The organism is Pyxidicoccus xibeiensis, assembly GCF_024198175.1.
GTDB lineage: Bacteria > Myxococcota > Myxococcia > Myxococcales > Myxococcaceae > Myxococcus > Myxococcus xibeiensis.
In genome coordinates this window covers 163,687-188,209 of the sequence record NZ_JAJVKV010000017.1, presented here as the reverse complement: position 1 = coordinate 188,209, position 24,523 = coordinate 163,687, and the positions used below count along the sequence as shown (strand labels likewise).

Here is a 24,523-nt window from a genome sequence, read left to right as displayed (position 1 = left end):
CACGTACGAGGTCGCAAGCGAGCCGAAGCGGCCTGGTTGCTCGCACTCGTCGCCCACAACCTCCTGCTCGCCATCGCGCAAGGGTGGCTCGGCGAGCCGGAAGACTCATTTTTTCTCACGCCCTGAGTCCTCAGGCGGACTCGGGCCGCGTCTGTCCCGCGCGCAGGCGCTCCACCAGCGCCATCAGCTCCGCGCCGCGGAAGGGCTTGTGGATGTAGCCGTCCGCCCCCGCCAGCGTGGCGCTCTCCATGTCGGAGCGCTTCGCCTTCGCGGTGAGCATGTAGAGCGGGACGTCCGCGGTGGCCGGGTCGCTCTTGAGGATGCGGCAGACGGAGATGCCGTCGAGCTGCGGCAGGACGACGTCCATGAGGATGAGGTGGAACGTCCCGCTGCGTGCCAGCTTCAGCCCCTCCAGGCCGTTGGCCGCGCACACCACGTCCACGGAGCCGTCGCTCAACATGGAGCGCACCAGCTCCCGGATGACCGGTTCATCCTCGACGAGCAGGATCTGGAAGGGTGCCTGGGAATTGCCAGCCATGGTTCTCCGGGCGCGACTCGAGGCCACTGCGGGGGCGGCTCGCGGGCCTGCGCCACCCCCCCGATGCGGTGCCACCTGCGGCGCGCGGTATAGCCCCGTGGCTGCCCCGCGCAACAGGGTGGTCATGATGATTGTCGGGTGCACCCCGCACTGGCTCGAAGGAAGTCGGACTGGAGCGGTTGACCCACTCCCTACGTCCCGGCCCCGCCGGCTTCCTCACCAGGCCCTCCCACCTCTGAATTAGCCCACCTGACAGAACTGTGAAGCTAGCATGGGCCGGCTCCTGGCCGGACGCGTCGTGGCCCCGGTGGTTATGATGAGCGCGGAATGGCTGCGAAACTCGAATGTCCCGAGTGCCAGGGTGCGGTCGGCGGGAGCGACTTCCAGTGCGGCAGCTGCGGGCTGCTGCTGGACGCGGACCAGGCCAGCGGGGACTACGTCGTCACCGAGCCGACCATCGTCCGCGCGCTGCTGTCTCCGCCCCAGCGCACCCGCACGCTGGAAGTACCACAACCCCCGCCCAAGCAGCCCACGCCCCACGACCTGGCCACCGCGCGCTTCACCGTGCCCATGGACGCGTACACGGTGCCGCACCTGCGCGCCGGGCTGGACATCGCGCTGCAGCCGCTCCAGCCGTTCGAGGCGCACATCGCGTCCTTCATCGATGGCGTCCAGCCGGTGCCGGAGCTGGCGCGCGCGGCGAGGCTGCCCGAAATCGAGGTGAAGGTCGTCCTCAAGGGCCTGCTGGAGCGCGGCGTGGTGGAGCTGCACCGCGTGCCCGGGGCCCCCGCCATGCACCTGCTCACCGACGAGCTGCCGGTGCTCGACGGCAACGACTTCCTGGTACCGGAGGAGCCCATGGCGCTCGGTGACGAGGAGCCACCGCCTCCGCCCAGGGCCGCGATGGCCCGGCCCGCCGCGCCGCCGCCGCCGGCCCGCACGCCCCCGCCTCCGCGTGCCGCGGCCCCCGTGCAGGCGCCCGCGCCTCCACGGCCCCAGCGCCCGCCCCAGCCCCTGGAGGCCGGCCCCACGGGGACGGCGCCGGCCACGGCGGAGGACTTCCTGCAGCGCGCGGTGCGGCTGGAGCGCGAGGGACAGGTGGAGCGCGCCATCGAGATGCTCACCCGCGCCATCGAGCGGGCGCCCGAGGCGGCGGTGCTCTACAGCAAGCTGGCCCTCATCCTGGTCCACCAGCGCAAGGACTACGCGCGGGCCGCGGCGCTGCTGGAGCGCGCGGTGGAGCTGGAGCCGGGCAGCGCCGTCTTCCAGCAGAACCTCCTCAAGGTGACGGGCCTCGAGGCCGCCGCTGCGAGCGAGCGCAAGGAGCAGAAGCGCGGCCTCTTCGCGCGCCTCACCGGGCGGCGGAGCTGAGGCCTCAGGGCGGCCAGCCCACGTCCAGCAGCCGCTCGGCCTCCTCCATGGAGAAGGCGAGGTGCGCCTCGTGGCCCAGCGCCCGGCTGATGCGCTCGAACTGCAGGGCCGCCGCCGCCGAGCGGCCCACCACCCGCACCGTGCGGCCGTAGCCCTTCGCCCGCGCGGCCTCGACGATGCGCCGCAGTTGCCCCGGGGTCTCCGGTGGAACCCGCACCACGCCGCTCATGTCCGACACCATGTCGAACCCCGGCCGCAGCCGGTCGATGGCGCGCACGGCCGCGTCACCCACCTGGCGCGCCTCCGCGTCGTCAATCTCTCCCCACATGCGCACCAGCAGCCGGTTCTTGCCGACGAGCGCCTCGACCTCGAACACAGCCCCACGACCTCCAGGAAAAACCCGCTTCCCTCGGCCGGAGTCTACTTCCCGGGCAGCACGCCCATCCAAGCGTTGCTGCAACAACGCAAGGCGGCATCCGCCAGGGCTTCAGATTTCTGCTACGCCTTCGCGCTCGGCCCAGCCCTCGAGGCCGTTGGGGAGCCGGATGCGGACGAAGCGGCCCGTCTCCTCCAGCAGGCGCACCTTGAGGCCGGCGTGGACCTCGAAGATGGAGCGGGCGCCGGGCTGAGGCAGCTCGCGGGCCACCAGCGTGGGGGCCAGCACCACGGCCTCGTGCACCGTCTCGTCCACCCACGCATGCGTGGCCAGCAGCAGGCCGGAGGGGATGGCCACCGCGAAGAGCAGCGCGGCCACCACGCCCACCGCCGTGCGCCGGCCAGGGCGCAGCGCGCGCCAGAGAATCAGCAGCGCGAAGGCCGCCACCCAGGTGCCCAGGAAGGTCCACGCCACCACCGCGCCATCCGTGGCGGCCGCCACCCTCGGGAGGAACTCCTCCTCCGCGGTGGCGCCCACCACCTTGTCCACCTGGCGCGCGCGGGCCACGGACAGGTTGGCCTCCAGGTCCGGCGCGCGGACGCCCTCCTTCTTCGCCTGCTCCAGGAAGAGCACCGCGCGGCCCAGGTCTCCCCGCGCCAGGTGCGTGGTGCCCAGGTTGTAGAGCACGTCCGCGCCGCCGTGGCCGTTGGACAGCAGCTTCTCGTAGCCCGTCTGCGCCGCCGCGTAGTCCTCGCGCGCGTAGGCCTCGTTGGCCTTCAGGAAGACGTCCTGCGCCTCTTCCGGCGTGTAGTAGCCGCTCACGCCCAGCCCTCCATGGCCGCCGCCGCCGCGTCCATCACCTTCTGGCGCTCGGCGGGGTTGCCGCCTCCGCCGTAGCGGCCGATGTCACACGCCTCCAGCACGAAGAGCACCCGCGAGCGCCGCTCCGCGTCCGCGCCGGCATGGGTCAGCCGCTCGGCGAGCACCTCGCGGGTGAGGCCGCCCACCGGCATGCCCAGGCGCGCCTCCAGGAAGCCGTGCAGCGCCTTCTCCACCTCGCCGTAGAAGGCCCCCACGTTGGCTCCGCCCTGGAGCTTCTCCGCCTCCGCCAGCCGGCGCCGCGCGGCCTTCGCCTGCTGCCGGCCGCGGTCCGCCTCCGTGCGGGTGGCCAGCCGCCCGCGCACCCCTCCGATGAGGGCAAGGCCCAGCAACAGGCCCACCGGCGCCAGCACCGCCGGCACGAAGAAGGCCCGCCGCCACGGGGGCTCGGACGGCGCCACGAAGCGCGCCTGGTAGCGCACCGGGCGCAGCCCGCCCGCGGTGAGCACGTTCTTCTGCTCGTTGGCCGCGTCCGCCACCTGCGACGGAGACGCGGGCAGCGCCGACACGCCCCCCGCCCCTGCCTCCACCGTAATCGTCACCGGGTCGGTGCGCGCCACCTCGTAGGACTCCAGGCGCGGGTCGAAGTAGGGGAACTCCAGCGCGGGCAGCGTGAAGGTGCCCGTGCGCTGCGGCATCACCAGGTACTCCACCACGCGGCGGCCCTGCACGCGGTTGCGCTGCGGCGCCACCTTGTCGGTGGTGGTGGGGTCGTAGATCTTGAGCGCGGCCGGGCCGGTGAGCTTCGGCGGCGTGACGTTCTTCACGTTGCCCACGCCCTCCAGGATGACCTTCACCGTGACGGGCTGGCCCAGCTCCACGCGCGTCTGCGACACATCCATGGACAGCCGCCAGTTGCCCACGTGTGCGTTGGACATGCCGGCAGGCGCGCCCGGCGGCAGCGCCTTCACCTTCACCTTCAGCGCATTGGAGACGCGGTGCACCCGGTGGCCGGCGAAGAGGAAGCCGGTGGTGATGTCCGCCTCCGCCGGGGTGATGGACAGCGCGCCGGGCCGCACCGGGAAGATGGCGCGGCGGCGCAGCAGGTAGGCCCGGTAGGGGACGCCATCGACAATCTTCTGCTCGCCGGACAGCTGCGTGGGGCTCTCCACCTCCTCCGTCCAGAAGCCCTCCAGCTTGGGCATGGTGACGGAGTCCACGCTGGACAGGTCCACGCGCGAGTAGATGTAGAGCGACAGCGTCACCTGCTCGCCCACGTAGACGTCGTCCCGGTCCAGGCTCGCGCGCAGGAACAGGTCCGAGTCCCCGCGCGGAATCGTGGGCTCGTCCTCCTCCAGCTCGTCAGCGAGCGGGTCCGGCCGCGTCGAGGGCGTGTTGGCGAACGGGTCCGGCAGCTGGCTGCCCCGGGAAGACTGCCCGGACGGCGCGCCCAGCCGGCCCGTCCTCACCGCGATTTCCACCGGCTGCGTGCGGTACGTCTTCCCCCGGGCCGTCAGCTCCGCGGGCGGAATCTTCAGCCGGCCGGCGCGAGTGGCCCGCATCACCAGCACGTAGCGGGTGACGTCCTGGATGACGGCGGGGCCGCCACCGGACAGCGAGATGGAGCGCTGGCTGCCGCGCGAGCTGGAGAGGACCTCGAAGTCCTCCGACTCCGGCAGCTTCACCTGCGCGTCGGAGGGCGGGTCCACCACCACCACGGTGAGGCGGAAGGTGTCATCGCTGCCCACCTCCGTGCGGTCCGCCGTCTGGTAGAAGTCGATGTCGTCGTTCGCCCACGCCGGCATCGTGGCCAGCAGGGCGAGCACGGCCAGCACGACCCCGCGGGCGCTACCAGTCCTTCTCATTCGGCTTCCTCTGCTTCTTCTTCTGCTGGAAACGCCAGAGCTGGAGATTCTTCTCGTTCTGCTTCATCGCATCCAGCAGGCGCTCCGCCTCCTGCCGGTCGAGGTCCGCCGGGCTCGTCCCACCGTCCGCCTGGGACTCCTCCGAGTCGGATTCTCCCTCACTGCCCCCGTCGCTGCCGCCGTCCTTGGGGTCACCCTCTCCGTCGTCCTCGCCACCATCCGCGCCGCCGTCACTGCCGCCGTCGCCCTTCTGCGGCTGTCCCTGGTCCCCACCGTCGGCCCCGCCGTCCGTGCCACCGTCGCTGCCACCGTCGCCGCCCTGGCCTCCATCCGCGCCGCCGTCGGCCCCGCCGTCCGCAGAGCCACCATCCGCGCCGCCGTCGGCCCCTCCATCCATGCCGCCATCCTGGGGCGTGCCACCATCCCCCTGCTGGCCACCATCCGAGCCCGAGTCCGGACGACCGCCGTCGCTGCCTCCGTCGCTCCCGCCATCCCCGCCACCGTCCGGCTGGTTCTTCTGCTGCGGCGGAGGCAGGTTGCGCAGCACCACCTCGTAGTTGTGGCGGGCCTGCACGTCCTGCGGGTCCAACGTGAGGGCCCGCCGGTAGGACTTGAGCGCCTCCTGCCGGTCGCCCGTGGTGGCGTGCAGGTTGCCCAGGTTGTACCAGGCCTTCTGACGCAGGTCGGGCCGGTTGGACTCCGTCACACCCTTGAAGACCTCGCGCGCATCGTCGATGCGGCCGAGCTTGGCCAGCGCGTCCGCGCGGTTGAAGTCCACCGCGGGGTCATTGGGCCGCTCCTTCTTCGCCGCCTCGAAGGCCGCCAGCGCGTCCTCGTAGCGGCCCGCCAGGTACGCCTCGCGCCCCTGCTGCACCAGCGGGTGGTCGCGCTCCAGCAGCCCCGCGGCCCACACGGGCGAAGGCACGGCGAGCGCCACCAACAGCCCCCAGGCCAGCAGGCGCGCGGCGCGAGACTCCACGTGCGCGCTCACGGCGAGGACCTCCGGCGCGAGGACGGCATCAGCAACATGCCCAGCGCGAGCAGCACCAGCCCCGGAATGGCGAAGGTCTGGAAGCGCTCGTCGTAGCGGACCGTCACCCGGCTCTCCAGCTCGCTCTTCTGCAGCTGGTCGATGCGCTCCACCACCTGCGCCATGGCCACGCCGCGCGGCTGGTAGAAGAACGCGCCGCCCGTGCCCTCGGCGATGGCCGTCAGCCCCGCCCGGTCCAGCCGCGTAATCACCGTCTCACCGGCCGGGTCCTTCTTGTAGTCCACGAACTCGCCCCGCCGGTCATAGACGGGGATGGGCTCTCCGGACTCCGAGCCCACGCCCACCGCCAGCACCTGCACGCCCGCTTCCTTCAGCGCCTCGGTGGACTCGGACACCTCGCCGAAGAGGTCCTCGCCGTCCGACAGCAGCACCACCACGCGCTCCTTCGAGCCCCGGTCCGCGTTGTCCAGCACCTGCTTCGCCAGCTTCAGCGCCGCGCCCACGTTGGTGCCGCCCTGGGGCATCACCTCCGGGTCCACCGCGCGCAGGAAGAGCTTCACCGCCGAGTAGTCCGACGTGAGCGGAGACTGGATGAACGCGTCGCCCGCGAACACCACCAGGCCCACGCGGTCGCCCTTCAGCTCGTCCAGCAGCGTCGTCAGCTCCAGCTTGGCGCGCTCCAGGCGGCTGGGCTGCACGTCGCGCGCGAGCATGGACTTGGACGCGTCCAGCGCCACCACCACGTCGATGCCGCGCCGCTTCGTCAGCTCGCTCTTGGTGCCACACTGCGGCTGCGCCAGCGCGAAGCCGAACAGCGCCAGCCCCAGCCCGTACAGCCCGCCCTGCGTGGCCGGACGCCACACGGAGACGCCGGGGGTGAAGCGGTCCGCGTGGCGCTCGTTCAGCAGCGCCCGCACGCGCGAGCGGCGGCGCAGCGCCCCCACCAGCGCGAGCAGGCCCGCCAGCACGCCGAACACCATCAGCAGCAGGAAGAAGGGCTGGGCGAGCCCCGCCTGGTAGCCGAGCACGGTGAAGCGCCAGGGTTCCACGGGCGTCACGGGAAGACCCTCAGGAAGGTGGCGCGCAGGAGCAGCTCCAGCGCGGCGAGGCCGAAGGCGGCCAGCAGGAACGGATGGAACTCCTCGCGGTAGGTGGCGCTCGCGCCGCCCTCCATCAGCTTGGAGCGCTCCAGCGAGTCGAGCACCTTCTGCAGGCCCGCCCGCAGCTGCTCCGGGTCCGTGGCGCGGTAGTACTCGCCGCCGGTGCGGTCCGCGATGTCCTGCATCAGCTCCGGGTTGATGGGAATCTCCGTCTCGCGCCAGACGGTGTTGCCGAACAGGTCCGTGCCCTGCGGGAAGGGCACCTTGCCGCCCTTGCCCACGAGGATGGTGTAGATGGGCACCTTCAGCGCCTGCGCCATGTTCGCCGAGTCCATCGGTGAAATCTTCCCGGCGTTGTTGTCACCGTCGGTGATCAGCACCACCACGCGGCTCTTCGCCTCCGAGTCGCGCAGGCGGTTGAGCGACGTGGCCAGCGCGTCGCCAATGGCCGTGCCGTCCTCCAGCACGCGGGTGCGCAGCTGCTTGATGACCTCCTTCAGCACGCCGTAGTCCAGCGTCAGCGGCGCCTGCGTGTAGGCCGCGCCCGCGAACACCACCAGGCCGATGCGGTCATTCACGCGGTTGGCGATGAACTCGCTGAGCACCTCCTTCGCCACGTGCATGCGGTTCTGCGGACGGAAGTCGCCGGCCTCCATGGAGGTGGACAGGTCCAGCGCCACCACGATGTCGATGCCCTCCACCGACAAGTCCCTCACCCGCGAGTCGCGCCCCTGGGGCCGGGCGATGGCGAGGATGGCCGCGGTCACCGCCGCCGCGCGCAGCAGCGGGAGCAGGGGCAGCAGGTACGTGCGGAAGCCCTTGCCGCTCCGGGCGAAGACGTGCGCGCCGGAGAAGCGCAGCGTGGCGCGGGCGCGCCGCTCCCGCCAGGCCTGCAGCAGCAGGAGCGGCACGAGCAGCAGCCCCCAGAGCGCCTCTGGGTTATTGAACGCGGGGAGCGGCGGCATTGACGGGGGCCTGAGGGGGCGGGGGCGGAACGTACGTCTGGTCGATGAGCGCGTAGCCGAAGGCCAGCGAGTCGCGGCAGGACTCGGGTGAGGCGTCCGCGCGCGCGTACTTCACCATGTCCGACTCGGACACGAAGCGCATCAGCGCGTCCTCCGGCAGCCCGGGCGCCTGCAGGCGGCGCAGCGAGGCCATCAGCTCCGAGCTGGTGCACTCCAGCGCCTCGAAGCCGTAGCGCTCTCCGAGGTAGCCACGGATGATTTCGGACAGCCGGAAGTAGAAGTCCTTCACGTGGCCCTTCGCGGGCAGCTCCTGCGCCTTGAGCGCGTCCAGCGCCTTGCGGGTGCGCACGTCCAGCGGCAGCAGCGGCTCCACCGCCACGTGCTTCGGCCGGTTCTTCCACCAGCGCCACAGCGCCCACGCCAGCAGGGCCGCGGCCAGCGCGCCCAGCAGCGTCAGCACCAGGCGCCACGAGCGGACGAGCACCTCCTGCGGGGGCTGGTAGTCGAACAGCTCCGCGCCCTGCCCGTCCGCGTCCGCGGGCAGCGTGGACGCCACCTCCACCTCGCGGCCCGGCAGGGAGAACTTGCGCATGCCGTCCGGCGTGGCCACGTCGAACGCGAGCGCCGGCACCTGCTGCGTGCCCAGCGCGAAGGCGGACATCCGCACTCCGAAGGTCGTGGTGGCCGAGTCCGGCCCGTCCTGGCGCTGGCGCGTCTGGTTCAGGACCTCGAAGTCACCCGTCTCCTTGGGCAGCGCCAGCTCGTAGCGGTGGTCCTTCGGGTGGGTGATGACCACCTCGTAGGTGAACGGGTCGCCGATGCGCACCTGCTTCGGCTCCACGCGCACGGAGACGTCCCGGGGCTGCACCGTCTCGTCGGCGGGCGCGCCCGGTGGCTGCGCGCTCCATGCCGGAGCCGCGGCCACCCACAGCACGAGGACCCAGGGCAGAAGGCGCGTCACGCCGCCATCCTCCGGGCCCGCGCGCGGAAGAACTGCGCGAGCGCCTTGCCGTGGTCATCCCCCGCCCGCAGCTCCACGTGGTCCAGCTCCAGCTTCTTGAACAGCTTGCGCCGCTCGTCGCGCGCGGCCTGCATGGCCCGGGCGAAGCGGCCCCGCACGCGCGGGTCGCTGGTGTCCACCACGAAGCGGTCTCCCGTCTCCGGGTCCTCCATCTCCACCAGGCCCAGGCGCGGGAAGTCCTCCTCCATCGGGTCCTCCACCACCACCGGCACCAGGTCGTGCTTGCGGCCCACCAGGCGCAGCGGCTTCTCGAAGTCGCGCGCCTGGAAGTCGGAGATGAGGAACGTCACGGCCTTCCGCTTCGCCACCTGCCGCAGGTACGTCAGCCCCGTGGCCAGGTCCGTGCCCCTGCCCTGCGGCTTGAAGGTGAGGATGTCGCTCACCAGCCGCAGCACGTGCGTGCGGCCCTTGCGCGGCGGAACCACTTTCTCCACCCGGTCCGAGAAGAGGATGAGCCCCACCCGGTCGTTGTTGGCAATCGCGCTGAAGGCAATCTGCGCGGCGACCTCGGCGGCGATCTCCGCCTTGGTGCGCTCCTTCGAGCCGAACTCCTTGGAGGCGGACACGTCCACCAGGAGCATCACCGTCAGCTCGCGCTCCTCGGTGAAGACCTTGACGTAGGCCTCGTTCATGCGCGCGGTGACGTTCCAGTCGATGATGCGAATCTCGTCACCGGGCTGGTACTGCCGCACCTCGGAGAAGGCCATGCCCCGGCCCTTGAAGACCGAGTGGTACTGGCCCGCGAGCATGTCGGAGACCACCTTGCGGGTGCGAATCTCCAGCTTGCGGATGCGGCGGATGAGGTCCTTGGGAAGCACGGGGCGCCTGGCGGGCTCGAGGGAACGTCAGGGGACTTCGACGCGGTCGAACACGCGCTGGATGATCTTCTCCGCGGTGAGCTCCTCCGCCTCCGCCTCGTATGTCATGGCGATGCGGTGGCGGAGCACGTCGAAGGCGATGGCCTTCACGTCCTCGGGGGTGACGAAGCCGCGGTGGCGCAGGAAGGCGTGGGCGCGGGCGGCCTGGGCCAGGGAGATGGTGGCGCGCGGCGAGGCGCCGAACTGGATGTAGTCCGCCAGGTCCTTGAGGCCGTACTTGTTGGGCTCGCGCGTGGCGAACACCACGTTGAGGATGTACTCCTTCACCTTCTCGTCCATGTAGATGTGGTGGACGAGCTCGCGGGCGCGGACCAGGTGCTCCAGGCCGATGACCTTCTGGGCCCTGGGCGACGTGCCCCCGGACATCCGGTCCATGATGACCTTCTCTTCGTCCCGCGTGGGGTAGCCCACCTTCACCTTGAGCATGAAGCGGTCCACCTGCGCCTCGGGCAGCGGGTAGGTGCCTTCCTGCTCAATGGGGTTCTGGGTGGCCAGCACGAGGAACGGCGAGGGCAGGCCGAAGGACTGGTCGCCGATGGTGACCTGGCGCTCTGCCATGGCCTCCAGGAGGGCGGACTGGACCTTGGCGGGGGCGCGGTTGATTTCGTCCGCCAGGACGATGTTCGCGAAGATGGGCCCCTTGCGGACGGTGAAGTTGGCCGCCTGCTGGTTGTAGATCATCGTGCCCACCACGTCCGCGGGCAGCAGGTCCGGGGTGAACTGGATGCGCATGAAGGTGGCGCTCAGGGAGTCCGCCACGGTGCGCACGGTGAGCGTCTTGGCGAGGCCGGGGACGCCTTCCAGCAGCACGTGCCCGTTGCAGAGCAGGCCGATGAGGATGCGCTCGAGCATGTAGCGCTGCCCGACGATGACCTTGCCGGTCTCCTGGTTGAGGACCTCGACGAAGCTGCTTTCCTGCTGCACGCGTTCGGTGAGCGCGCGGATATCGGTGTTCAATGTCGCCTCGTGTCGGACTGGCGGCGGGCAGCCTAGGGGTTACAGGGCATCGGGCTCAACACCGCAGAAGCCCGGGCATTCCAGTAAGTTGCGCGTCCGTCCGCCCCTCCTGGAGTCCCATTTCCCATGTCCCACCCTCCCCCGCTGTTCCACTCCCGGTGGAAGCCGGCCCGGCCCCCGCGTCCCGGGAGGTGGCCATGAAGGCCCCGGCGAAGGCGCCGGCCGTGGGGCCCGTGGAAGCCGGCCTGCTGGGGCAGCTGGCCCCGGCCGTGACGGCCACGGTGCGCTGGCTGCCGTCCGGCGGGGCCCTGAGGGTGCTGGAGGGAGGCCAGGGGCCCACCGTCGTCCTGCTCCACGGGCGCGGCGGGGCGGCGTCCACGTGGTTCGTCTACCTGACGGCGCTGGCCCGGGGGCACCGGGTGCTGGCGGTGGACCTGCCCGGCTTCGGAATGTCCTCGGCCCCCGAGGGCAAGGTGACTACGGCCGAGGACGGGGTGCGCTTCTTCACCGAGCCGGTGGAGGCGCTGCTGGAGCAGCTGGCCCCCGGGCCGGTGTCGGTGGTGGGTCACTCGCTGGGCGGGCTGGTGGGGCTGGAGCTGGCGCTGCGCGGCCGGGTGCCGGTGGAGCGGCTGGTGCTGGTGGGGGCGATGGGGCTGGGGCCGGACATGGAGCGCAAGGCGCGGCTGTTCTTCCGCGCGGGGCCGGAGCGGCTGGCGCGCTCGCTGGGGCCTTGGGCCTGGTCGCGGCTGATGCCTCCGGCGCCGACGCCGCTGGGTGAGCGGCTGGGGGCCCTGGAGTACGAGCTGGTCGCGGTGCCCGGCGGCAGGGACGCGGCGGCGCGCGCGTTCAACACGCTGGTGCCGGTGACGGGCCCCGTGTTCCACCGGCGGGAGCGGCTGGGTGAGGTGAAGGTGCCGGTGCTGCTCGTGTGGGGGGAGAAGGAGGACGTCGTGCCCGTGTCGCTCGCGGAGGAGGCCTCGCGGCGGTTTTCCCAGGCGCGGCTGATGCGCGTGGACGCCGGGCACAGCCCCCACCAGGAACATCCCGAGCAGGTGCTGCCGGAGCTCAAGGCGTTCCTGGACACGACGGCACCGGCCGGGACGCGGTAGGCAACGGTCCGACTACGGAGCCGTGGCGCCAGTGACGGGCGGCGGCTCGTTCCTGAAGTGGGTCCAGAGGATGGGGTCGCCCTTGCGGAAGGCGGCAATGACAGGGCGGCCCACCACCTGCGGGCGCTCGGACTCCTTCACGTAGGACGGTGTCACGAGCTCCGAGTCCAGCCCCTTGGGGACCATGTCCGCCTCCGTCAGCTTCGCGCCGACCGGGATGTCCCTCGCCGCCACGAGGAAGGGGGCCCGCTTCTTCGTATCGAAGTGGGTCCAGAGCATCGGGTCGCCGGCCTGCACGGACACGTTGAGGCGCTGGTTCACGATGTAGCTGGCGCTGTCCGGCTTGACCACCGAGGTGGTCACGAACTGCTCCGGGACCGAGCGCTGGGAGAGGCCCTCGAACGTGACGAGGGTGTCCTCGGGCATGTCCTGGGCCGCGACGACCACGGGCACCAGATTCCATCCCCGCCGGGCGTCATTCGCGCGCTTCTTCACATACGCGTAGCCGCCCACGCCGAGCACCAGCGCCATGACGAGGAAGCCAAGCACGCCGCCGATGACCGCGCCGGGAAAGAAGCCACTGCCCTGCTGGGGAGCCCTGGGAGCATTCATGTCGTGAGCAGGATAGCCGGGCAGGGACAATGCATGCCAACCGCGGGGCCCCGCGATTGGCCATGCATCTGTCGCCAGACAAGGGGGCCCCAGGCTGCCCGACTTCTACTGCTGCTGCGCGCTCTCGACCGAGGGTGAATGCGAGATGCGCACGGCGGGGTCATCCACGCGGGTGCCATCCGACCTCACGCGGGTGCCGAGGATGACCTGGAAGGGAGGCTCGTCGATGGCGGGCGCGGCGCTGTAGGCCATGAAGTACTGCCCATCCTGGAAGACGACGTCCTGCTCCACTTCGCGGACGAAGTCGCCGTCCGAGAGCGGGAACCCGTCCAGCGTGGACACCGTCCCATCAGGCTTCACGAGGTTGCCCCGGATGGAGAAGCGGTCCGGGCCCACCCGGCTCCAGGTCGCGAGCACCCGCTGTCCGTCCGAAGCGAGCGAGGGAAGGACGTCATCGCCAGGGTCCGTCGAGGAGAGGAGGAAGCCATCCGCATCGGGTACGGAGCCATTGGGCCTCACGAACGTCCCGAACAAATCCCGGGTGCCATGGCGCGTATCGCTCCAGGCGACGAAGAAGCCCTGCTGCGTGCCGACGACGTCCAGCCAGGTCTGCGCCCCGGGGGTGTCCGAGATGAGGATGCCCGTCGGGTCGAGCACGGCCCCATCGCTCGTCACGCGGGTGGCGAGGAGCTTCGGGGTGGTGTCGCCAAAGCGAGTGTCGCTCCAGGCGACGAGGAACCGGTTGTCGGACCAGGCCACCGGGACGCCGAACGAGGAGAGCGCCACCGCATCGGATGCGAGGGTGAGCTCCTGGGTGCGCACCCCGGTGTCGTGAGACTTCACGAGGACTCCGCGAATCCTCCGGGGGTCCCCGAAGTCGGACCAGGCCACGAGACACCTGCGCCAGGTGCAGGCAATGCCAGGCGTGGAGGACGGGTCTCCGCTGATGTTCACGATGGGCAGCACCGGACCGTCCACCGTCCCATCCGGCTTCACCCGGGCCAGGAACAGGGAGTGCTCTCCCTGCCAGACGACGAGGAATTGCCTGCCATCGTAGGCGACGGCGGGGGCTCCTGCCTGGACCGAGGGAGAGGGATTGAGCGTGAGGGATTCCGGGTCGAGCAGCCTGCCGCCCTTCGACACGCGCGCGGCGAGGAGCTCTCCCGGCCGGCTCCCATCCCGCCAGACCACGAGAGAGCGGGTTCCATCCGAGGCCACCTCGGCCCCGGAGGCAAAGGATGGCGTGGACCACGTGGGCCCGGGGTCCTGCTCGCAGCTGTCATTCAGGGTCAGGCTGGAGCCCGTACTCAAGGTGACCTCCAGAGGCTGCGCGGGCCTCGCGGCTTCCGAAGCGCCTCCCCAGGCCGTGAGGGTGAGCGTGCCCAGCAACAACCCCGTCCGGCGCCATCCCAGAGCCCCGGTCCTGACATCGTGTGTTCGCATGATGAATGTGCCTCTTTCAGCGTAAGTGCCCACGTGTCAGGGACGGGCGCGCGCACTTGTGAAGATGGCCGAGCCGGCGCAGGAGTCGGCCCCGGCAGCCCGGGCGGGTCCAGTCGCTGGCTGGCGCTTCAGCCGCGGGGGCTACCCGCGCACCACCATGGGTGAGCTCTCAACTCCAGTAAATCGAGCTTTTTACGCTCTCCCCTAACTGCGACGATGAAGCCAGGAGGGAAGAGAACTCATGAAGAGCGCCCGTGTCGTCGTGCTGCTGGCCACCCTGTCCACCTCCATCGCCGGATGTGGAGACGGACAGCCCCTGGAGCCCGAGCCCTCGCTGGAGCGGGACTCGATGCCACGGCAGCTCGCCGGGGTCTGCGACGGCGTCACCTGCAGCGGCCACGGCGTCTGCCGGGACGAGGCTGGCACCGCGCGCTGCATCTGTGACGAGGGCTTCACGGGCCCCGCCTGCGCCACGCGCGGTGGCGACTACGGGCGACGCACGCTGCTCGTGCCGGGGCTGGCGGACCCGGACGTCTACAAGGAACACGACGACCTGTTCTTCCTGTCCGGCACCGGCAATGGCTGGCAGCTGCCCATCTACGAGACGCGCGACCTGACGAGCTTCCAGCTCAAGCGCTCCTATGACCCGTCGGTGGCCGACCCCGTCCACGACTACTGCTTCCTGTGGGCGCCGGACCTCGGCAAGTACAACGGGGCCTACCAGCTCTACTTCTCCGCCCACCGGGTGCCCAACGGCGCACCGTGCCCTCCGTCCGGCCAGGACGTGACGACCTTCGTGGCCACCGCGCCAGACTTGAACCTCCACTTCGGCGCGCCCCAGCCCATCAATGCCAACACGACGTGGCCGCGCACCTCCACCGCCACGGGCTGCCTGCCGCAGGGCTGCAACCGGAACATCCGCATCGACTCGGCCACGTACAACGACACGTCGGGGCGCTGGTTCTTCTATGTCTGGTTCGACCGGGGCAACAACATCTCCTCCTTCAACACCGCGGCCCCCGGCACCGTCTACAACCACGCGGGCCCGGCGGTGTTCGCGACCCCGGCCTACGAGGAAGGCATCAACGAGGCCCCCGAGGTCTTCAAGCGCAATGGCCTGTACTACCTGCTCCTCAGTGGCGGTTGGTACAACAGCCAGTACGCCATGTATTACATCATGGGTGACTCCATTCCCCAGCTCACGCGGGCGCGGGCGGTGCGGCGGCTCTCCCAGCCCCTGCGCAACTCCGCCGGCAGGCTGGTTCAGTCCCACGGCCACAACGTCATCGTCGAGCGCCGGGGTGAGTACTTCAATGTCTTCCATGTCGGCGCCTTCGACGCCGCCGGCAACCTCACCTCGCGCAGCACGTACAAGCAGCGCGTCGCCTTCAAGCCGGACGGCTCGCTGCACTCGTTCAATCAGGTGAACGTCCGCTGGAACAAGCTGACCGGCTACAGCTACTCGCTCGACGTCGTGCTGCGCGACGGGTCTGTGGTTGGCCCATGCCTGGCCGTGGGCGTCCTCGGGCAGTCCAACAAGACTGTCTTCGACGGCGTTTGCCGCAGCGCCGGGGACCGCGTGGTGACGAAGGGAGACATCGCCGCCTTCCGCATCTTCTATTCGAACAACAATGTCTGGGGCCCCTTCGTCGAGACGCCCTATGACGGCATCTCTGACGACGTGGCCCTGTCCCTGCCGGGCGGCTACACGCCCTTCGTGGACCTGAACTGGAGCGAGGAGGAGACGCCCGCCCAGTACTCCATCGACGTGCAGCGGCGCGACACCGGCGCGTGGATTGGCCCGTGCATCGGCGTCACCTCCGTCAACAAGAGCCTTTCGTGGACGTACCAGGGACGCTGCGACACGCCCGGCATCAACGTGCCGTACTCCAACATCCAGGCCTTCCGCATCTGCTCGGCGGTGAATGGCGACTGGGCCCATGCCCGCTGCGGCGCCACGCCGTATGACGGGCTCGGCATGCACTCGCACATCGTCATCCCCTGAGCCGCCCGCATTTCCCCGGAGGGTGTGCATCTGCGACGATACCACCCGGAGGCCCACACCCCATGTTCCTGGCTGTCATGACGAGCGCGCTGCTCGCGGCAACGCCCTTCTCCGTCACCATCGAGCCCCTGGGCTTCTCCGCCCGGTCAGACGGCGAGCAGGTGACGGTGGAGAAGGTGAAGAAGGGCAGCGTCGCCGCGAAGGTGGGGCTTGCGCCCGGGATGCGAATCGAGCGTATCAACTCGCCCATGCGGCTCTTCGCGCGCAAGCCCATCACCGAGCTCAACGAGACCGACCTGCACGACGCGCTCATGCCCGCGTGGGAGGAGCCGCTCTGGCTCACGGTCCGCGTGGGCGAGAAGCAAGCAGAGATGCAGCTCGCCCGGAAGGACCGCCCCCCGGCCGAGGAGTTCCCCGTCATTCCCCTTCCACCCGAGCAGCTCCTTCGGCTGACGCCCAGGCAGCATGCGCGGTACATGGCGCGCCTGGGGAGCTACTACAATTCGGATTCGGAGCCCCAGCCCAAGCCCGCGCTCAGGCTCGAGCAGGGAGCCACGGCACACGTCGTGGGCGGCAAGCTCAAGGAGGTGGATGGCGGCGGCGCCACGCCCGCGTGGGTCTACGCCCGTGCCACCCTCGATGCGAACTGCCAGCGGACGCTCGAGAAGGTGGTCCTGCGCGGCACCACGCCCGGCCTGCCCCGGACCTTCACACGCAAGCCGGGCTTCGCTGAGTACAACGCCCGCTTCGAAGTCGACCTTCCGCTCTGGAAGCCCGCCGCGGTGACCCGGGCCTGCACCTCCAAGACCTCCTCGCTCACCGTCCCGCTCGTCGCGGACATGTACTGCAAGGGTGTCCCCGTCCAGAAGACGAAGCTCACCGCGACGCTGGCAGTGGAGTGCAAGCAGGAGCCGGCTCCCGGCGATGAAGACCTCCGTGGAGACTTCTCGCTGCTGGTGCTGGAGCGGCCCGGAGACACCCTCCGCCCCGGGCAGCTCGCCGTGGGCGCCAAGGGGAACGTCGAGCTGAGGGTCTACCTGGGCAACGTCATCCCCCGCCCTTCCGAGGCCACCCTGGTGGAGCTCGATGCGAAGGGGAAGGTCTCCCGGCGGTTCGGCAAGGAGAAGGTGCCGGAGGATGAGTCCTCCGACCAGACGTTCCAGGTCGAGCTGGACACGAAGGAGCCCCGCACCGTGCGGCTGGCCCTGGAGGTGCGGTTCCCCGATGGGAGCGTCGTGCTGGGCCCGCCGGAAGAGGTGGAGGTCGTCACACCGGAGCAGGTGGCCGAGGAGCGGCGGCAGATTGAAGAGGCCCACGAGCGGATGCAGTCCTTCCAGCGCAAGCTCCTGGACGCCCGGAAGGACCCTTGCGAGAAGATTGAAGCCACGGTGGCCTGGCTCAAGGCCCAGCCCGAAATCGAGTGGGCTTCCGGTGATGGTAGCCACTCGTTCTCGTACCAGGTGAAGGGCGCACTCGCGCCGCTCATCTTCTCGTGTCACTCGCCTTGAGCGCCACGCGGCAGCGATTGCTTCACCCGGTCTTGAATTTCACAAGATAGACGGACAGCAAGCGTCGAACGCCGGCCAGTCCATCTCAATCAGAAATCCGGCTTCCTCGCTATTGATGACTGTCTGTACAGTCGCCATGGGACGGAGCAGGCGTGGCCCCCGTCCCGAGTTCCGACCCGGTCCACGCGCAGGGAGCTCCTATGAAGAAGATGCTGATGATGGGTCTCATGGGTCTGATGATGGGTGCCGGCGCCGCCTTCGCTACCGCGACGGTGGGCGGCGAGGAAGCTACCGCCATGCCCTGCTGCTCAAGCTGTGACAGCGCCTACGAGTACTGCTACGCGAACTGTACGACCCCGTCGTGCTACGACACCTGCGAGACGCGGTACATCCGCTGCTCCGGCTACTGCAGCTGGAGCTGCTGAGTCCTGACGTCCCCGGGCCCGCCGCTGCTCGCTCCGAGGGTGGCGGGCCCCGCTTCCAGGTCCTGTGAAACAGCAATCGTGCCACCGGACTGCAACCCCGGGTGTCGCACACCATGGGCCGCTGGAACATCTACTCGGTTGCTACAGCATCAGCCACTTCATGAGTCAGACTCCCCGGTAGACCCGCCTCGGCCCCAATGGGCCAGCAAGGGAGTCCTCGTGAAGACGATGCGCCGCTGTCTGGCCGTGGCATCCGCCGCGGCCCTGCTGTCCCCGTTCAGCGCTTTCGCGCTGGAGACGTTTCCGCTACCGGTCGGCTACTGGAGCTTCGACCTCTGCGACCCTCGGGGCCTGGATGACTCGACCACGCAGGCTCATGCCACTGCGCGGGAGCAGGCGACGTGCGACGCCGCCGGCCTGTATGGCAGCGCGGCCCGGTTGGATGGCACGGGCGACCGCTTCGAAGCCACCGACGTGGGGCCCTTCACGCTGGGGACCGCGATGACGGTGTCGGCATGGGTGAAGCCGAACGGCTTCGCTGGCAGCCAGGCCGTGGTGAACCAATGGTACGGCAAGGACTCCTGGCTCCTTTCCCTGGAGGGACAGGAAGCCCAGTTCGCGGTGGTCTTTCCGGTCGGCACCTGGGGCACGGGAGTCATCGCGCGTGCCCACATTGGCTCCATGGAGCCGAACAACTGGATCCACATTGCAGGGGTGTACACGGGGGAGGACCTGAAGCTGTATGTCAATGGCTCGGAACTGAAAGTGGTCCCCCGGCCCGCCAACCTCCCCGCCACCATCCAACCCACCACCAGGCCGATCTCCATTGGCAACAACCCGTGGCAAGGCGCCGCGGGACCCAACGGGCTCAACGGCCTCATCGACGAGGTGAAGCTGTTCAACGTGGCGCTGACCCATGCCCAGGTGCAGAGCCTGGCGGCCACGCCCGCCCTCTCCACGCGCGGGCTGCACCTGTACGCGAGCGCCTACCCCTACCTCAGTGTGGACAATTACTTTGCACGCGACCTGGATATCCTCCAGACGATTGGCAACGTGAACTCGGTGAAGACGAACATCTTCTCCTTTGCCGGCCATGAATATCAGGCCGACATGCTCAACGATCAGAAACGGAAGCTGCGCGAAATCAAGGCGGCGGTGGGAAATCATGCAACTTTTGTCCTGCGCGCGGAGCCCGCTGCGGAATTCAACGACATCCAGGAAGGCGTCTCATGGGAGGACCGCGGACGAGCCTTCGCGACGCGGTTGGCGTCCACCCTTCTCTACGCACGGAACGAACTGAAGTTGCAGCACTTGTTCGTGGAGGTGGGAAATGAACCCAACCTCAAGGTGGAGTATGGTGGATGGGTGGAGGGAGCGTCTCCTTCTGCCGTCATGGACAACTACAACGCCTTCTTCCATGGCTTCTACCTTGGCCTGCAGGCGGAAAATCTGGGCGATGTGCCACTCGTCTACGCAGGCCTCAGCCCTGGCTCCGCGGCGACCCTTGGCACCGCCTCGGAGTGGTACAAGAATCCTGGAGTGCGCCAGCACATCATTTCCTACGCGGCACGGATTGGTGTGCACACCTACTGGGCCTGGCCGACTGAGAATGGCGTGTGTAACTCAAGTCGGGAGCGGGCTGGAGATGGGGACGGCCGCAACTATCGAACGTTTCGCAACCTGCTGGAAGACCCGCAGTGGGGGCCTGTGTCGGGTCGCATGCCGATGATCATCACGGAGTTCAACTCCAACAAGCAACAATACATGTGCGGCGCCCCCACACCGAATCTGGAAAACGCCCATGCGGCCGATTACTGCGAATGGTGGAGACAACAGAATGCCGATGCCGCAGCCTACGGGGTGGAACAGGCCCTGGTCTATATGACGTCTTCCGATGACGAGGGGCACCATCTCAACCACTCCCTGTCGGACGACCACCTGGACGACATCCAGAACTGCCGCTGACCCAAGGCTCGGGTGACGCGCTCGGCCGAGTTTCCGAGTCCTGACGTCCAAGGGAGGCCGCCGCCGCTCTCTTCGAGGGCTGCGGCGTGTAGTTGGGTGGGTAGGGAGTCGCCGCTCAGTCGAGGAAGCGGCGCTCCCAGCGGCGCGTCTCCTCAGGTGTGAGGTTGCCCCAGTATTTCCCATGTGAGTAGAGCCAGGGCTCAAGTACGCGCGCCAGTTCGCGGTAGTGTGGCAGTGTGTCACCCTGCTCCAGGTCGCCCGCCTCCGGCCACTCGCCCAGCGTCACGACGGCCTGGTCGCCTTCCAGTTCCTGCACGGTGGTACCGGGCGCGTGCAACCGGGTGCGAAGGCCCTCCACGCCTCCCAGCTCACCTAGAACGGGTTGACCGAGGAACGTGAGCCAGGCAGGACCTCTCAGCCGTGTGCCGAGCCTGCTGGACAGGGTATTCAAGTCCGGAATGTCGATGCCAGGATGACGGGAGCTCACCTGACGGATGATGGGCGTGTTGCTGCGCAGCCAAGACCACATGAGAAATGAGAGCCCGGCCTGACCTGAGTTGAAGGGCAATCCATCCCCCAACTCCAACGCCAGCTCTCGCACCCGCCCGGGGCCGTGCTCGCGCATGAACTCGGTAGGAAGCCAGAACGACACGACGGAGGTCGCATCAGGAATCAAGTTCGTGACATGGGGATTTCCGAAATCGGTCCCATGATAATGGAACGCGTAGCCGAGCTCGGAGCCATGCCCCTCCCTCAGCGCGATATTCGCAGTGCGCTTTCCGGAAAGCCTCTGCCAGACGGTGTGCCAGCCGTTTTCATCGAGCTGTTTCCATCCACCATTGTGGTCATCATACAGGCCGAGCGACTTCTGCCCCACCGCGCGACAATACACGCCAAGAGCATTCCTCACGGCTTGTTCGATTTCTTCATGAGTCCGGCGCATGAAGAACGTGATGCTCACGCCATCCCGGAGGACAACTACAGTCACATCCTCATCCTCGAGATGGTGATGAGCGCGAATATGGGGGTATCTATCTACCATCGGGTAATTCCCCAGCCTGGAGAGACACGAGCAGACTTCACCTCCAGCATCAAGAGCCTGCTGTAAGCCTCTCCCTGGCTCAGCCCGGCGTATGGATGCCCTTCCGGATACCTGTTCCAGTCCGGCTCCTTTGTGTCAGCACAAGGGAACTTGAAGTCATAGGCAGTCAAGGCCTTGAGCGGGTCTCCTGATGCGTGCAACACAACATCGGGAACCAGCGTCCCCAGCAACAGGTGGAAGAGTCCATCAGCCAGCCAGAGCTTTACCTCTTCCGGGTCCAGCAAACGGAGCCGTCCCGTCTTCAGGTCCCTATGGTATCGAGGCTCGACACTGAAGTTGCCCGGCACTGCTTCCCCCAGCTTCGCCTCGGCGCACTTCAGCGCCACCTCGTGCTTCGCGGTTCCCAGGTCCATGGCCCACGTCACGGGGTTGTTCCTGGCGTCCCGTCTCACCACCTTCTCGCATTGCTCCCGCGTGGGGCGCTTTCCCTGCCCGAAGACCCGCTCATTGACCTCGAAGTTCGCCAGCTTCGCGCATTCAATCAGGACTTCCTCGACGCGCTCCAGGTCCGCGGCCTCGAGCAAGCGCAGCGTGGCGGTGGCCGTGCGAACCGCGGAGGCCGCACGCGAGAGCCAGGGGATGACCGCATCGTCCCCAACCTGGGTGTAGCACGCGGGATTGCGCAGACAGACACTCGTCGCCGAGTCCGCCGACTGTGCATAGCGCCCGTGCGCCCCCCGCCCCATCGCGGTCGGACCGCTGCACGCGGCCAGCAGCGCCACAGCGGAGAGCAGCAGCAACTTGCCGCTCACTTGTCGAACCGGATGACGCGCTCAATCCGATACATGAACGGCTCGCCCAGCGGCTTCAGGAGCATCAGGTCCGCGCGCTGCCCCAGCTTCACGGCGTGCTGCCCGGGCCGCGTCAGCCGCAGGGTGCTGCCCTCCTTCGCATTGCCTCCTGACACTGGCACGGCGAACAGCCCCGCCCCGTCCACCGTCTCCAGCGCCCCCAGCACCCGCAGGTCTCCCAGCTCCTCCACCCTGCCGACGTGAAGGAGCTCCAGCGCCTTGCCCTTCCCTCTCACCTCGCGCGTGACGGTGATGCCCACGTCCGCCGTGAAGGGCTTGCCGTCCACTCCGAACAGCCCCACGCCCCGCAGGAGCAGGTAGACGAGCCCCGAGCTCTGGTTCTCCGGAATGGACTCGTAGCGCGACACATCCGCCTCCGCCGCCTTGCCCGTCGCCAGCGCGTCCAGCGCCGTGGCCAGCGCCACGAAGTTGAGCCGCACCAGCGGCATGTCCGGCTCCCGCGACGGCCACGGCCCCGTCTCGATGAGCACCGATGGCGTCCCCCAGCGCGTCATGTTGTCGCCAAAGGCCCGTGCCTCGAAGGAGTCGTCGTAGCGGCCCACCTGCCCCGGCACCAGCGTCTCCACCGCGTCGCGAATCACCGCGCACACCTTCTTCGCCAGCACCCGCCCCGGGTTGTCGCTCCGCGCCTCGTCGAAGGCCGCCGCCAGCAGCGAAATCGACGCCGGCTTCCCCGTCCGCCCCACCGCGTGACGCCAGCCCTGGTTGTGCAGGTTGAAGCCGATGAACGGCTGCAGCCTGTCCCGCAGCCCCTTGAGCGCCCGCGCCTCCGGCGTCTGCAGCGCCAGCGCGTCCCGGTTGATGTCGATGCCCTGCGCGTTGCGGCGCTGGAAGCGCTCCGCTCCGTCCGGGTTGAGCATGGGCACCGCGTGCAACGTCAGCTCGGTGAGCAGCCTCGCCACCCAGGGCTCCTCCCGGTGCGTCCGCACGTACTCCAGGAAGTCCAGCAGCGCCGTCGTCGCCGTCGGCTCGTCACCATGCATCTGCGACCAGAGCAGCACGTGCCGTGTCCCCGTCCCCAGAGACACGTGGTACAGGGCGCGCCCCTCCACCGAGTGCCCCACCACCTCCAGCTGGAACAGCTCCGGAGCCCGCTCCTTCAGGGCCTTCAGGTGCCGCTCCACGTCGCCGTGGCGCACCAGCGGCGGCAGGGGCAGTTCCTTCGAGTGGACTTGCTCCCAGAGCGTCGCGAGCACCTGGGGGGCCGGAACAGCAGCGGAGGAGGAAGTCGTCATGGGCGGTCTCTGGGCGTGGACGTCGCGGGAGATGCCAAGCAACACCACCGTGCACAGCAGGAGCAGCCGGAGGTCGGGTCTGGGCCAGGGCGTCACGGGGCCTCACCGTAGCGAAGGATGGCCAGCCCCGCCGTGGGATTCAGCGCCCATGCCGCGGCACGGCCGTCCGCCTGGCTCCCGGACGGGTGTCTCGTGGCCCTGGCGCGGTACTAGAGTGACGCCCCATGCGAGAGCCAATCCGGGCCCAGCCCCTCACGCGGGAGGCCTTCTCCCCCTTCGGCGACGTCATCGGCCTGGAGCTCGCCGGCGGCACCAGCGCCAACCAGGGCACCGCCACCCGCTTCGACCACGTCGCCCGGCTCGGTGGCAGCCGGCCGGACGCCCAGCCCAACCTCGCCGTGTTCCGCTCCGTGGCGAAGTCCCTGCCCTTCCAGGTCCGGCTGCTCGAACGCCACCCGTGCTCGTCGCAGCTGTTCGTGGCGCTCGCCTGCCAGCGCTTCCTCGTCGTCGTGTGCCCGGATGACGCGCGCGGCGAGCCCGACCTGTCCCAGCTCCGCGCCTTCGTGTGCGGCCCCGGCCAGGGCGTGAACTACCGCGCCGGCCTCTGGCACCACCCCATCATCGCACTCGACGGACCGGCGGATCTGTTGATGCTCGCGTGGGAGGACGGCACGGCGCGCGACTGCGAAGAGCGTCCCCTCGCCGAGTCCTACTTCGTCACCAGCGACTGAAGGGCCGGCGGGTCCAGCCGCGTCTCGCGCAGCACGCCTGCTTCATTGCGAAACTCGACCAGCGGGTGCCGCACCGGCTCCAGCCGCTGGTCCGGGTGCAGGAGCGCGCCCCCGCCCAGCGGAATGCCGATTCCTCGCGCCCCCGGGCCCGCCTCCCGCATCGCCCACTTCAGCTCCTTCCACTCCGGCTGCTCATGGACGCCGACCAGGAAGGGCGCCAGGCCCAGCGGTGTGAAGAGGGACTCCCCGCTGAGGGAACCCTCGCTCCACGCCCTCGCCGCCAGCTGCATCGCCCCCGCGGAGATGCCGATGAGGATGGCGCCTCCGGCGTGACGCTCACGGAGCAGGGGCTCCACGCCGTTGCGCTGGAAGGCGTCCCAGCCCAGCCGGGGGTCTCCTCCCGCCAGCAGGATGACGTGCGCCCGAGCGAGCCACGCGAGGTCCTCGGCCGTGGGCTCCGACGGAATCATCCGGCAGCGGGTGATGCCGGCCAGCTCCATGGCCCCTGTGAAGAGCTCGAAGTACGCGGGCTCGTCACCGTTGGAGGCGCCCAGGTAGGCCGCATGGAGCGGCTGACCGCCCTGCTCCGCCCGCGTCAGCGTGTGGAGGCAGTCCAGGAAGGGCCTGCCTTCACTCCGCCAGAACAACAGCGAGCTGTCCGCGAGGAGGAAGAGGGGCTTGGGCGAGGAGCTCAT

23 protein-coding genes are annotated in these 24,523 nt (G+C 69.2%); 7 read left to right on the top strand and 16 right to left on the bottom strand.

All coding sequences use genetic code 11. The features are described from left to right. Positions 1-130: 130 nt before the first annotated feature. The gene (locus tag LXT23_RS43180) at positions 131-538 is read right to left on the bottom strand and encodes a response regulator (protein WP_253986338.1); all 408 of its coding nucleotides are present in this window, start codon (positions 536-538) and stop codon (positions 131-133) included. A gap of 327 nt (positions 539-865) precedes the next feature. On the opposite strand from LXT23_RS43180, the gene LXT23_RS43175 reads away from it, so the two are divergent. Next, on the top strand, positions 866-1,909 hold the full coding sequence (locus tag LXT23_RS43175) for a tetratricopeptide repeat protein (RefSeq protein WP_253986337.1): 1,044 nt from the start codon (positions 866-868) through the stop codon (positions 1,907-1,909). A 4-nt stretch (positions 1,910-1,913) separates the two neighbouring features. Here the strand turns inward: LXT23_RS43175 and LXT23_RS43170 are convergent, their stop codons facing one another. From LXT23_RS43170 to LXT23_RS43130, 9 genes are all read right to left on the bottom strand, one after another. Continuing rightward, positions 1,914-2,285 carry an STAS domain-containing protein gene (locus tag LXT23_RS43170; RefSeq protein WP_253986336.1) on the bottom strand — a complete coding sequence of 124 codons (372 nt, stop codon included), beginning with the start codon at positions 2,283-2,285 and terminating at the stop codon, positions 1,914-1,916. A 111-nt stretch (positions 2,286-2,396) separates the two neighbouring features. Beyond that, a complete protein-coding gene (locus LXT23_RS43165) occupies positions 2,397-3,107 on the bottom strand; it encodes an SH3 domain-containing protein (protein WP_253986335.1) in 711 nt (236 codons plus the stop codon). Beyond that, positions 3,104-4,969 carry a BatD family protein gene (locus LXT23_RS43160; protein WP_253986334.1) on the bottom strand — a complete coding sequence of 622 codons (1,866 nt, stop codon included), beginning with the start codon at positions 4,967-4,969 and terminating at the stop codon, positions 3,104-3,106. Before LXT23_RS43160 ends, LXT23_RS43165 begins: the two co-directional genes overlap by 4 nt. Continuing rightward, positions 4,953-5,960, bottom strand: a complete 1,008-nt coding sequence (locus LXT23_RS43155) for a tetratricopeptide repeat protein (RefSeq protein ID WP_253986333.1) — start codon at positions 5,958-5,960, stop codon at positions 4,953-4,955. The genes LXT23_RS43160 and LXT23_RS43155 overlap by 17 nt, the downstream gene beginning before the upstream one ends. Then, positions 5,957-7,018, bottom strand: a complete 1,062-nt coding sequence (locus tag LXT23_RS43150; protein WP_253986332.1) for a VWA domain-containing protein — start codon at positions 7,016-7,018, stop codon at positions 5,957-5,959. Before LXT23_RS43150 ends, LXT23_RS43155 begins: the two co-directional genes overlap by 4 nt. Continuing rightward, positions 7,015-8,025 (bottom strand): vWA domain-containing protein, encoded by a 1,011-nt coding sequence (locus LXT23_RS43145; protein ID WP_253986331.1) that lies wholly within the window; start codon positions 8,023-8,025, stop codon positions 7,015-7,017. Before LXT23_RS43145 ends, LXT23_RS43150 begins: the two co-directional genes overlap by 4 nt. Beyond that, the gene (locus LXT23_RS43140) at positions 8,000-8,986 is read right to left on the bottom strand and encodes a BatD family protein (protein ID WP_253986330.1); all 987 of its coding nucleotides are present in this window, start codon (positions 8,984-8,986) and stop codon (positions 8,000-8,002) included. The genes LXT23_RS43145 and LXT23_RS43140 overlap by 26 nt, the downstream gene beginning before the upstream one ends. Next, entirely contained in the window at positions 8,983-9,864 is an 882-nt protein-coding gene (locus tag LXT23_RS50250; protein WP_323379148.1) for a DUF58 domain-containing protein, read from the bottom strand. Before LXT23_RS50250 ends, LXT23_RS43140 begins: the two co-directional genes overlap by 4 nt. A 27-nt stretch (positions 9,865-9,891) precedes the next feature. Next, positions 9,892-10,881, bottom strand: a complete 990-nt coding sequence (locus LXT23_RS43130) for an AAA family ATPase (RefSeq protein ID WP_253986329.1) — start codon at positions 10,879-10,881, stop codon at positions 9,892-9,894. Between the two features lie 197 nt (positions 10,882-11,078). Here LXT23_RS43130 and LXT23_RS43125 point away from each other — a divergent pair, with 197 nt between their 5' ends. Beyond that, positions 11,079-11,990, top strand: a complete 912-nt coding sequence (locus LXT23_RS43125) for an alpha/beta fold hydrolase (RefSeq protein ID WP_253986328.1) — start codon at positions 11,079-11,081, stop codon at positions 11,988-11,990. 12 nt (positions 11,991-12,002) lie between these two features. On the opposite strand, the gene LXT23_RS43120 is transcribed toward LXT23_RS43125, so the two are convergent. Both LXT23_RS43120 and LXT23_RS43115 read right to left on the bottom strand, forming a co-directional pair. After that, positions 12,003-12,602, bottom strand: coding sequence for an SAF domain-containing protein (locus LXT23_RS43120; protein ID WP_253986327.1), 600 nt, complete (start codon positions 12,600-12,602; stop codon positions 12,003-12,005). Positions 12,603-12,707: 105 nt separating this feature from the next. Then, on the bottom strand, positions 12,708-13,913 hold the full coding sequence (locus LXT23_RS43115; RefSeq protein ID WP_253986326.1) for a hypothetical protein: 1,206 nt from the start codon (positions 13,911-13,913) through the stop codon (positions 12,708-12,710). Positions 13,914-14,286: 373 nt separating this feature from the next. Between LXT23_RS43115 and LXT23_RS43110 the strand changes: the two genes are divergently transcribed. From LXT23_RS43110 to LXT23_RS43095, 4 genes are all read left to right on the top strand, one after another. Next, a complete protein-coding gene (locus LXT23_RS43110) occupies positions 14,287-16,050 on the top strand; it encodes a family 43 glycosylhydrolase (protein WP_253986325.1) in 1,764 nt (587 codons plus the stop codon). 62 nt (positions 16,051-16,112) lie between these two features. Next, positions 16,113-17,558: a PDZ domain-containing protein gene (locus tag LXT23_RS43105; RefSeq protein ID WP_253986324.1), complete on the top strand. Its 1,446-nt coding sequence runs from the start codon at positions 16,113-16,115 to the stop codon at positions 17,556-17,558. A gap of 215 nt (positions 17,559-17,773) precedes the next feature. Further along, positions 17,774-17,983: a hypothetical protein gene (locus LXT23_RS43100; RefSeq protein ID WP_253986323.1), complete on the top strand. Its 210-nt coding sequence runs from the start codon at positions 17,774-17,776 to the stop codon at positions 17,981-17,983. 228 nt (positions 17,984-18,211) lie between these two features. After that, positions 18,212-19,948 carry a LamG domain-containing protein gene (locus tag LXT23_RS43095; protein ID WP_253986346.1) on the top strand — a complete coding sequence of 579 codons (1,737 nt, stop codon included), beginning with the start codon at positions 18,212-18,214 and terminating at the stop codon, positions 19,946-19,948. Between the two features lie 115 nt (positions 19,949-20,063). On the opposite strand, the gene LXT23_RS43090 is transcribed toward LXT23_RS43095, so the two are convergent. The 3 genes from LXT23_RS43090 to LXT23_RS43080 form a co-directional block, all read right to left on the bottom strand. Then, positions 20,064-20,909, bottom strand: coding sequence for a DUF3396 domain-containing protein (locus LXT23_RS43090; protein ID WP_253986322.1), 846 nt, complete (start codon positions 20,907-20,909; stop codon positions 20,064-20,066). Positions 20,910-20,983: 74 nt separating this feature from the next. Further along, complete coding sequence (locus tag LXT23_RS43085) at positions 20,984-21,802, bottom strand: hypothetical protein (RefSeq protein ID WP_253986321.1); 819 nt, start codon at positions 21,800-21,802, stop codon at positions 20,984-20,986. Further along, complete coding sequence (locus LXT23_RS43080) at positions 21,799-23,097, bottom strand: M14 family metallopeptidase (RefSeq protein WP_253986320.1); 1,299 nt, start codon at positions 23,095-23,097, stop codon at positions 21,799-21,801. Before LXT23_RS43080 ends, LXT23_RS43085 begins: the two co-directional genes overlap by 4 nt. A 224-nt stretch (positions 23,098-23,321) precedes the next feature. Here LXT23_RS43080 and LXT23_RS43075 point away from each other — a divergent pair, with 224 nt between their 5' ends. Then, complete coding sequence (locus LXT23_RS43075) at positions 23,322-23,828, top strand: ureidoglycolate lyase (RefSeq protein ID WP_253986319.1); 507 nt, start codon at positions 23,322-23,324, stop codon at positions 23,826-23,828. On the opposite strand, the gene LXT23_RS43070 is transcribed toward LXT23_RS43075, so the two are convergent. After that, positions 23,807-24,523: a Type 1 glutamine amidotransferase-like domain-containing protein gene (locus LXT23_RS43070; RefSeq protein ID WP_253986318.1), complete on the bottom strand. Its 717-nt coding sequence runs from the start codon at positions 24,521-24,523 to the stop codon at positions 23,807-23,809. The genes LXT23_RS43075 and LXT23_RS43070 overlap by 22 nt on opposite strands.

What these genes read in the sequence shown, in the direction of transcription:
- LXT23_RS43180 (WP_253986338.1), bottom strand. Translation starts at nt 538, where the DNA reads ATGGCTGGCAATTCCCAGGCACCCTTCCAGATCCTGCTCGTCGAGGAT.
- LXT23_RS43175 (WP_253986337.1), top strand. Translation starts at nt 866, where the DNA reads ATGGCTGCGAAACTCGAATGTCCCGAGTGCCAGGGTGCGGTCGGCGGG.
- LXT23_RS43160 (WP_253986334.1), bottom strand. Translation starts at nt 4,969, where the DNA reads ATGAGAAGGACTGGTAGCGCCCGCGGGGTCGTGCTGGCCGTGCTCGCC.
- LXT23_RS43145 (WP_253986331.1), bottom strand. Translation starts at nt 8,025, where the DNA reads ATGCCGCCGCTCCCCGCGTTCAATAACCCAGAGGCGCTCTGGGGGCTG.
- LXT23_RS43125 (WP_253986328.1), top strand. Translation starts at nt 11,079, where the DNA reads ATGAAGGCCCCGGCGAAGGCGCCGGCCGTGGGGCCCGTGGAAGCCGGC.
- LXT23_RS43120 (WP_253986327.1), bottom strand. Translation starts at nt 12,602, where the DNA reads ATGAATGCTCCCAGGGCTCCCCAGCAGGGCAGTGGCTTCTTTCCCGGC.
- LXT23_RS43110 (WP_253986325.1), top strand. Translation starts at nt 14,287, where the DNA reads ATGAAGAGCGCCCGTGTCGTCGTGCTGCTGGCCACCCTGTCCACCTCC.
- LXT23_RS43105 (WP_253986324.1), top strand. Translation starts at nt 16,113, where the DNA reads ATGTTCCTGGCTGTCATGACGAGCGCGCTGCTCGCGGCAACGCCCTTC.
- LXT23_RS43100 (WP_253986323.1), top strand. Translation starts at nt 17,774, where the DNA reads ATGATGGGTCTCATGGGTCTGATGATGGGTGCCGGCGCCGCCTTCGCT.
- LXT23_RS43095 (WP_253986346.1), top strand. Translation starts at nt 18,212, where the DNA reads ATGCGCCGCTGTCTGGCCGTGGCATCCGCCGCGGCCCTGCTGTCCCCG.
- LXT23_RS43080 (WP_253986320.1), bottom strand. Translation starts at nt 23,097, where the DNA reads ATGACGACTTCCTCCTCCGCTGCTGTTCCGGCCCCCCAGGTGCTCGCG.
- LXT23_RS43075 (WP_253986319.1), top strand. Translation starts at nt 23,322, where the DNA reads ATGCGAGAGCCAATCCGGGCCCAGCCCCTCACGCGGGAGGCCTTCTCC.
- LXT23_RS43070 (WP_253986318.1), bottom strand. Translation starts at nt 24,523, where the DNA reads ATGAGCTCCTCGCCCAAGCCCCTCTTCCTCCTCGCGGACAGCTCGCTG.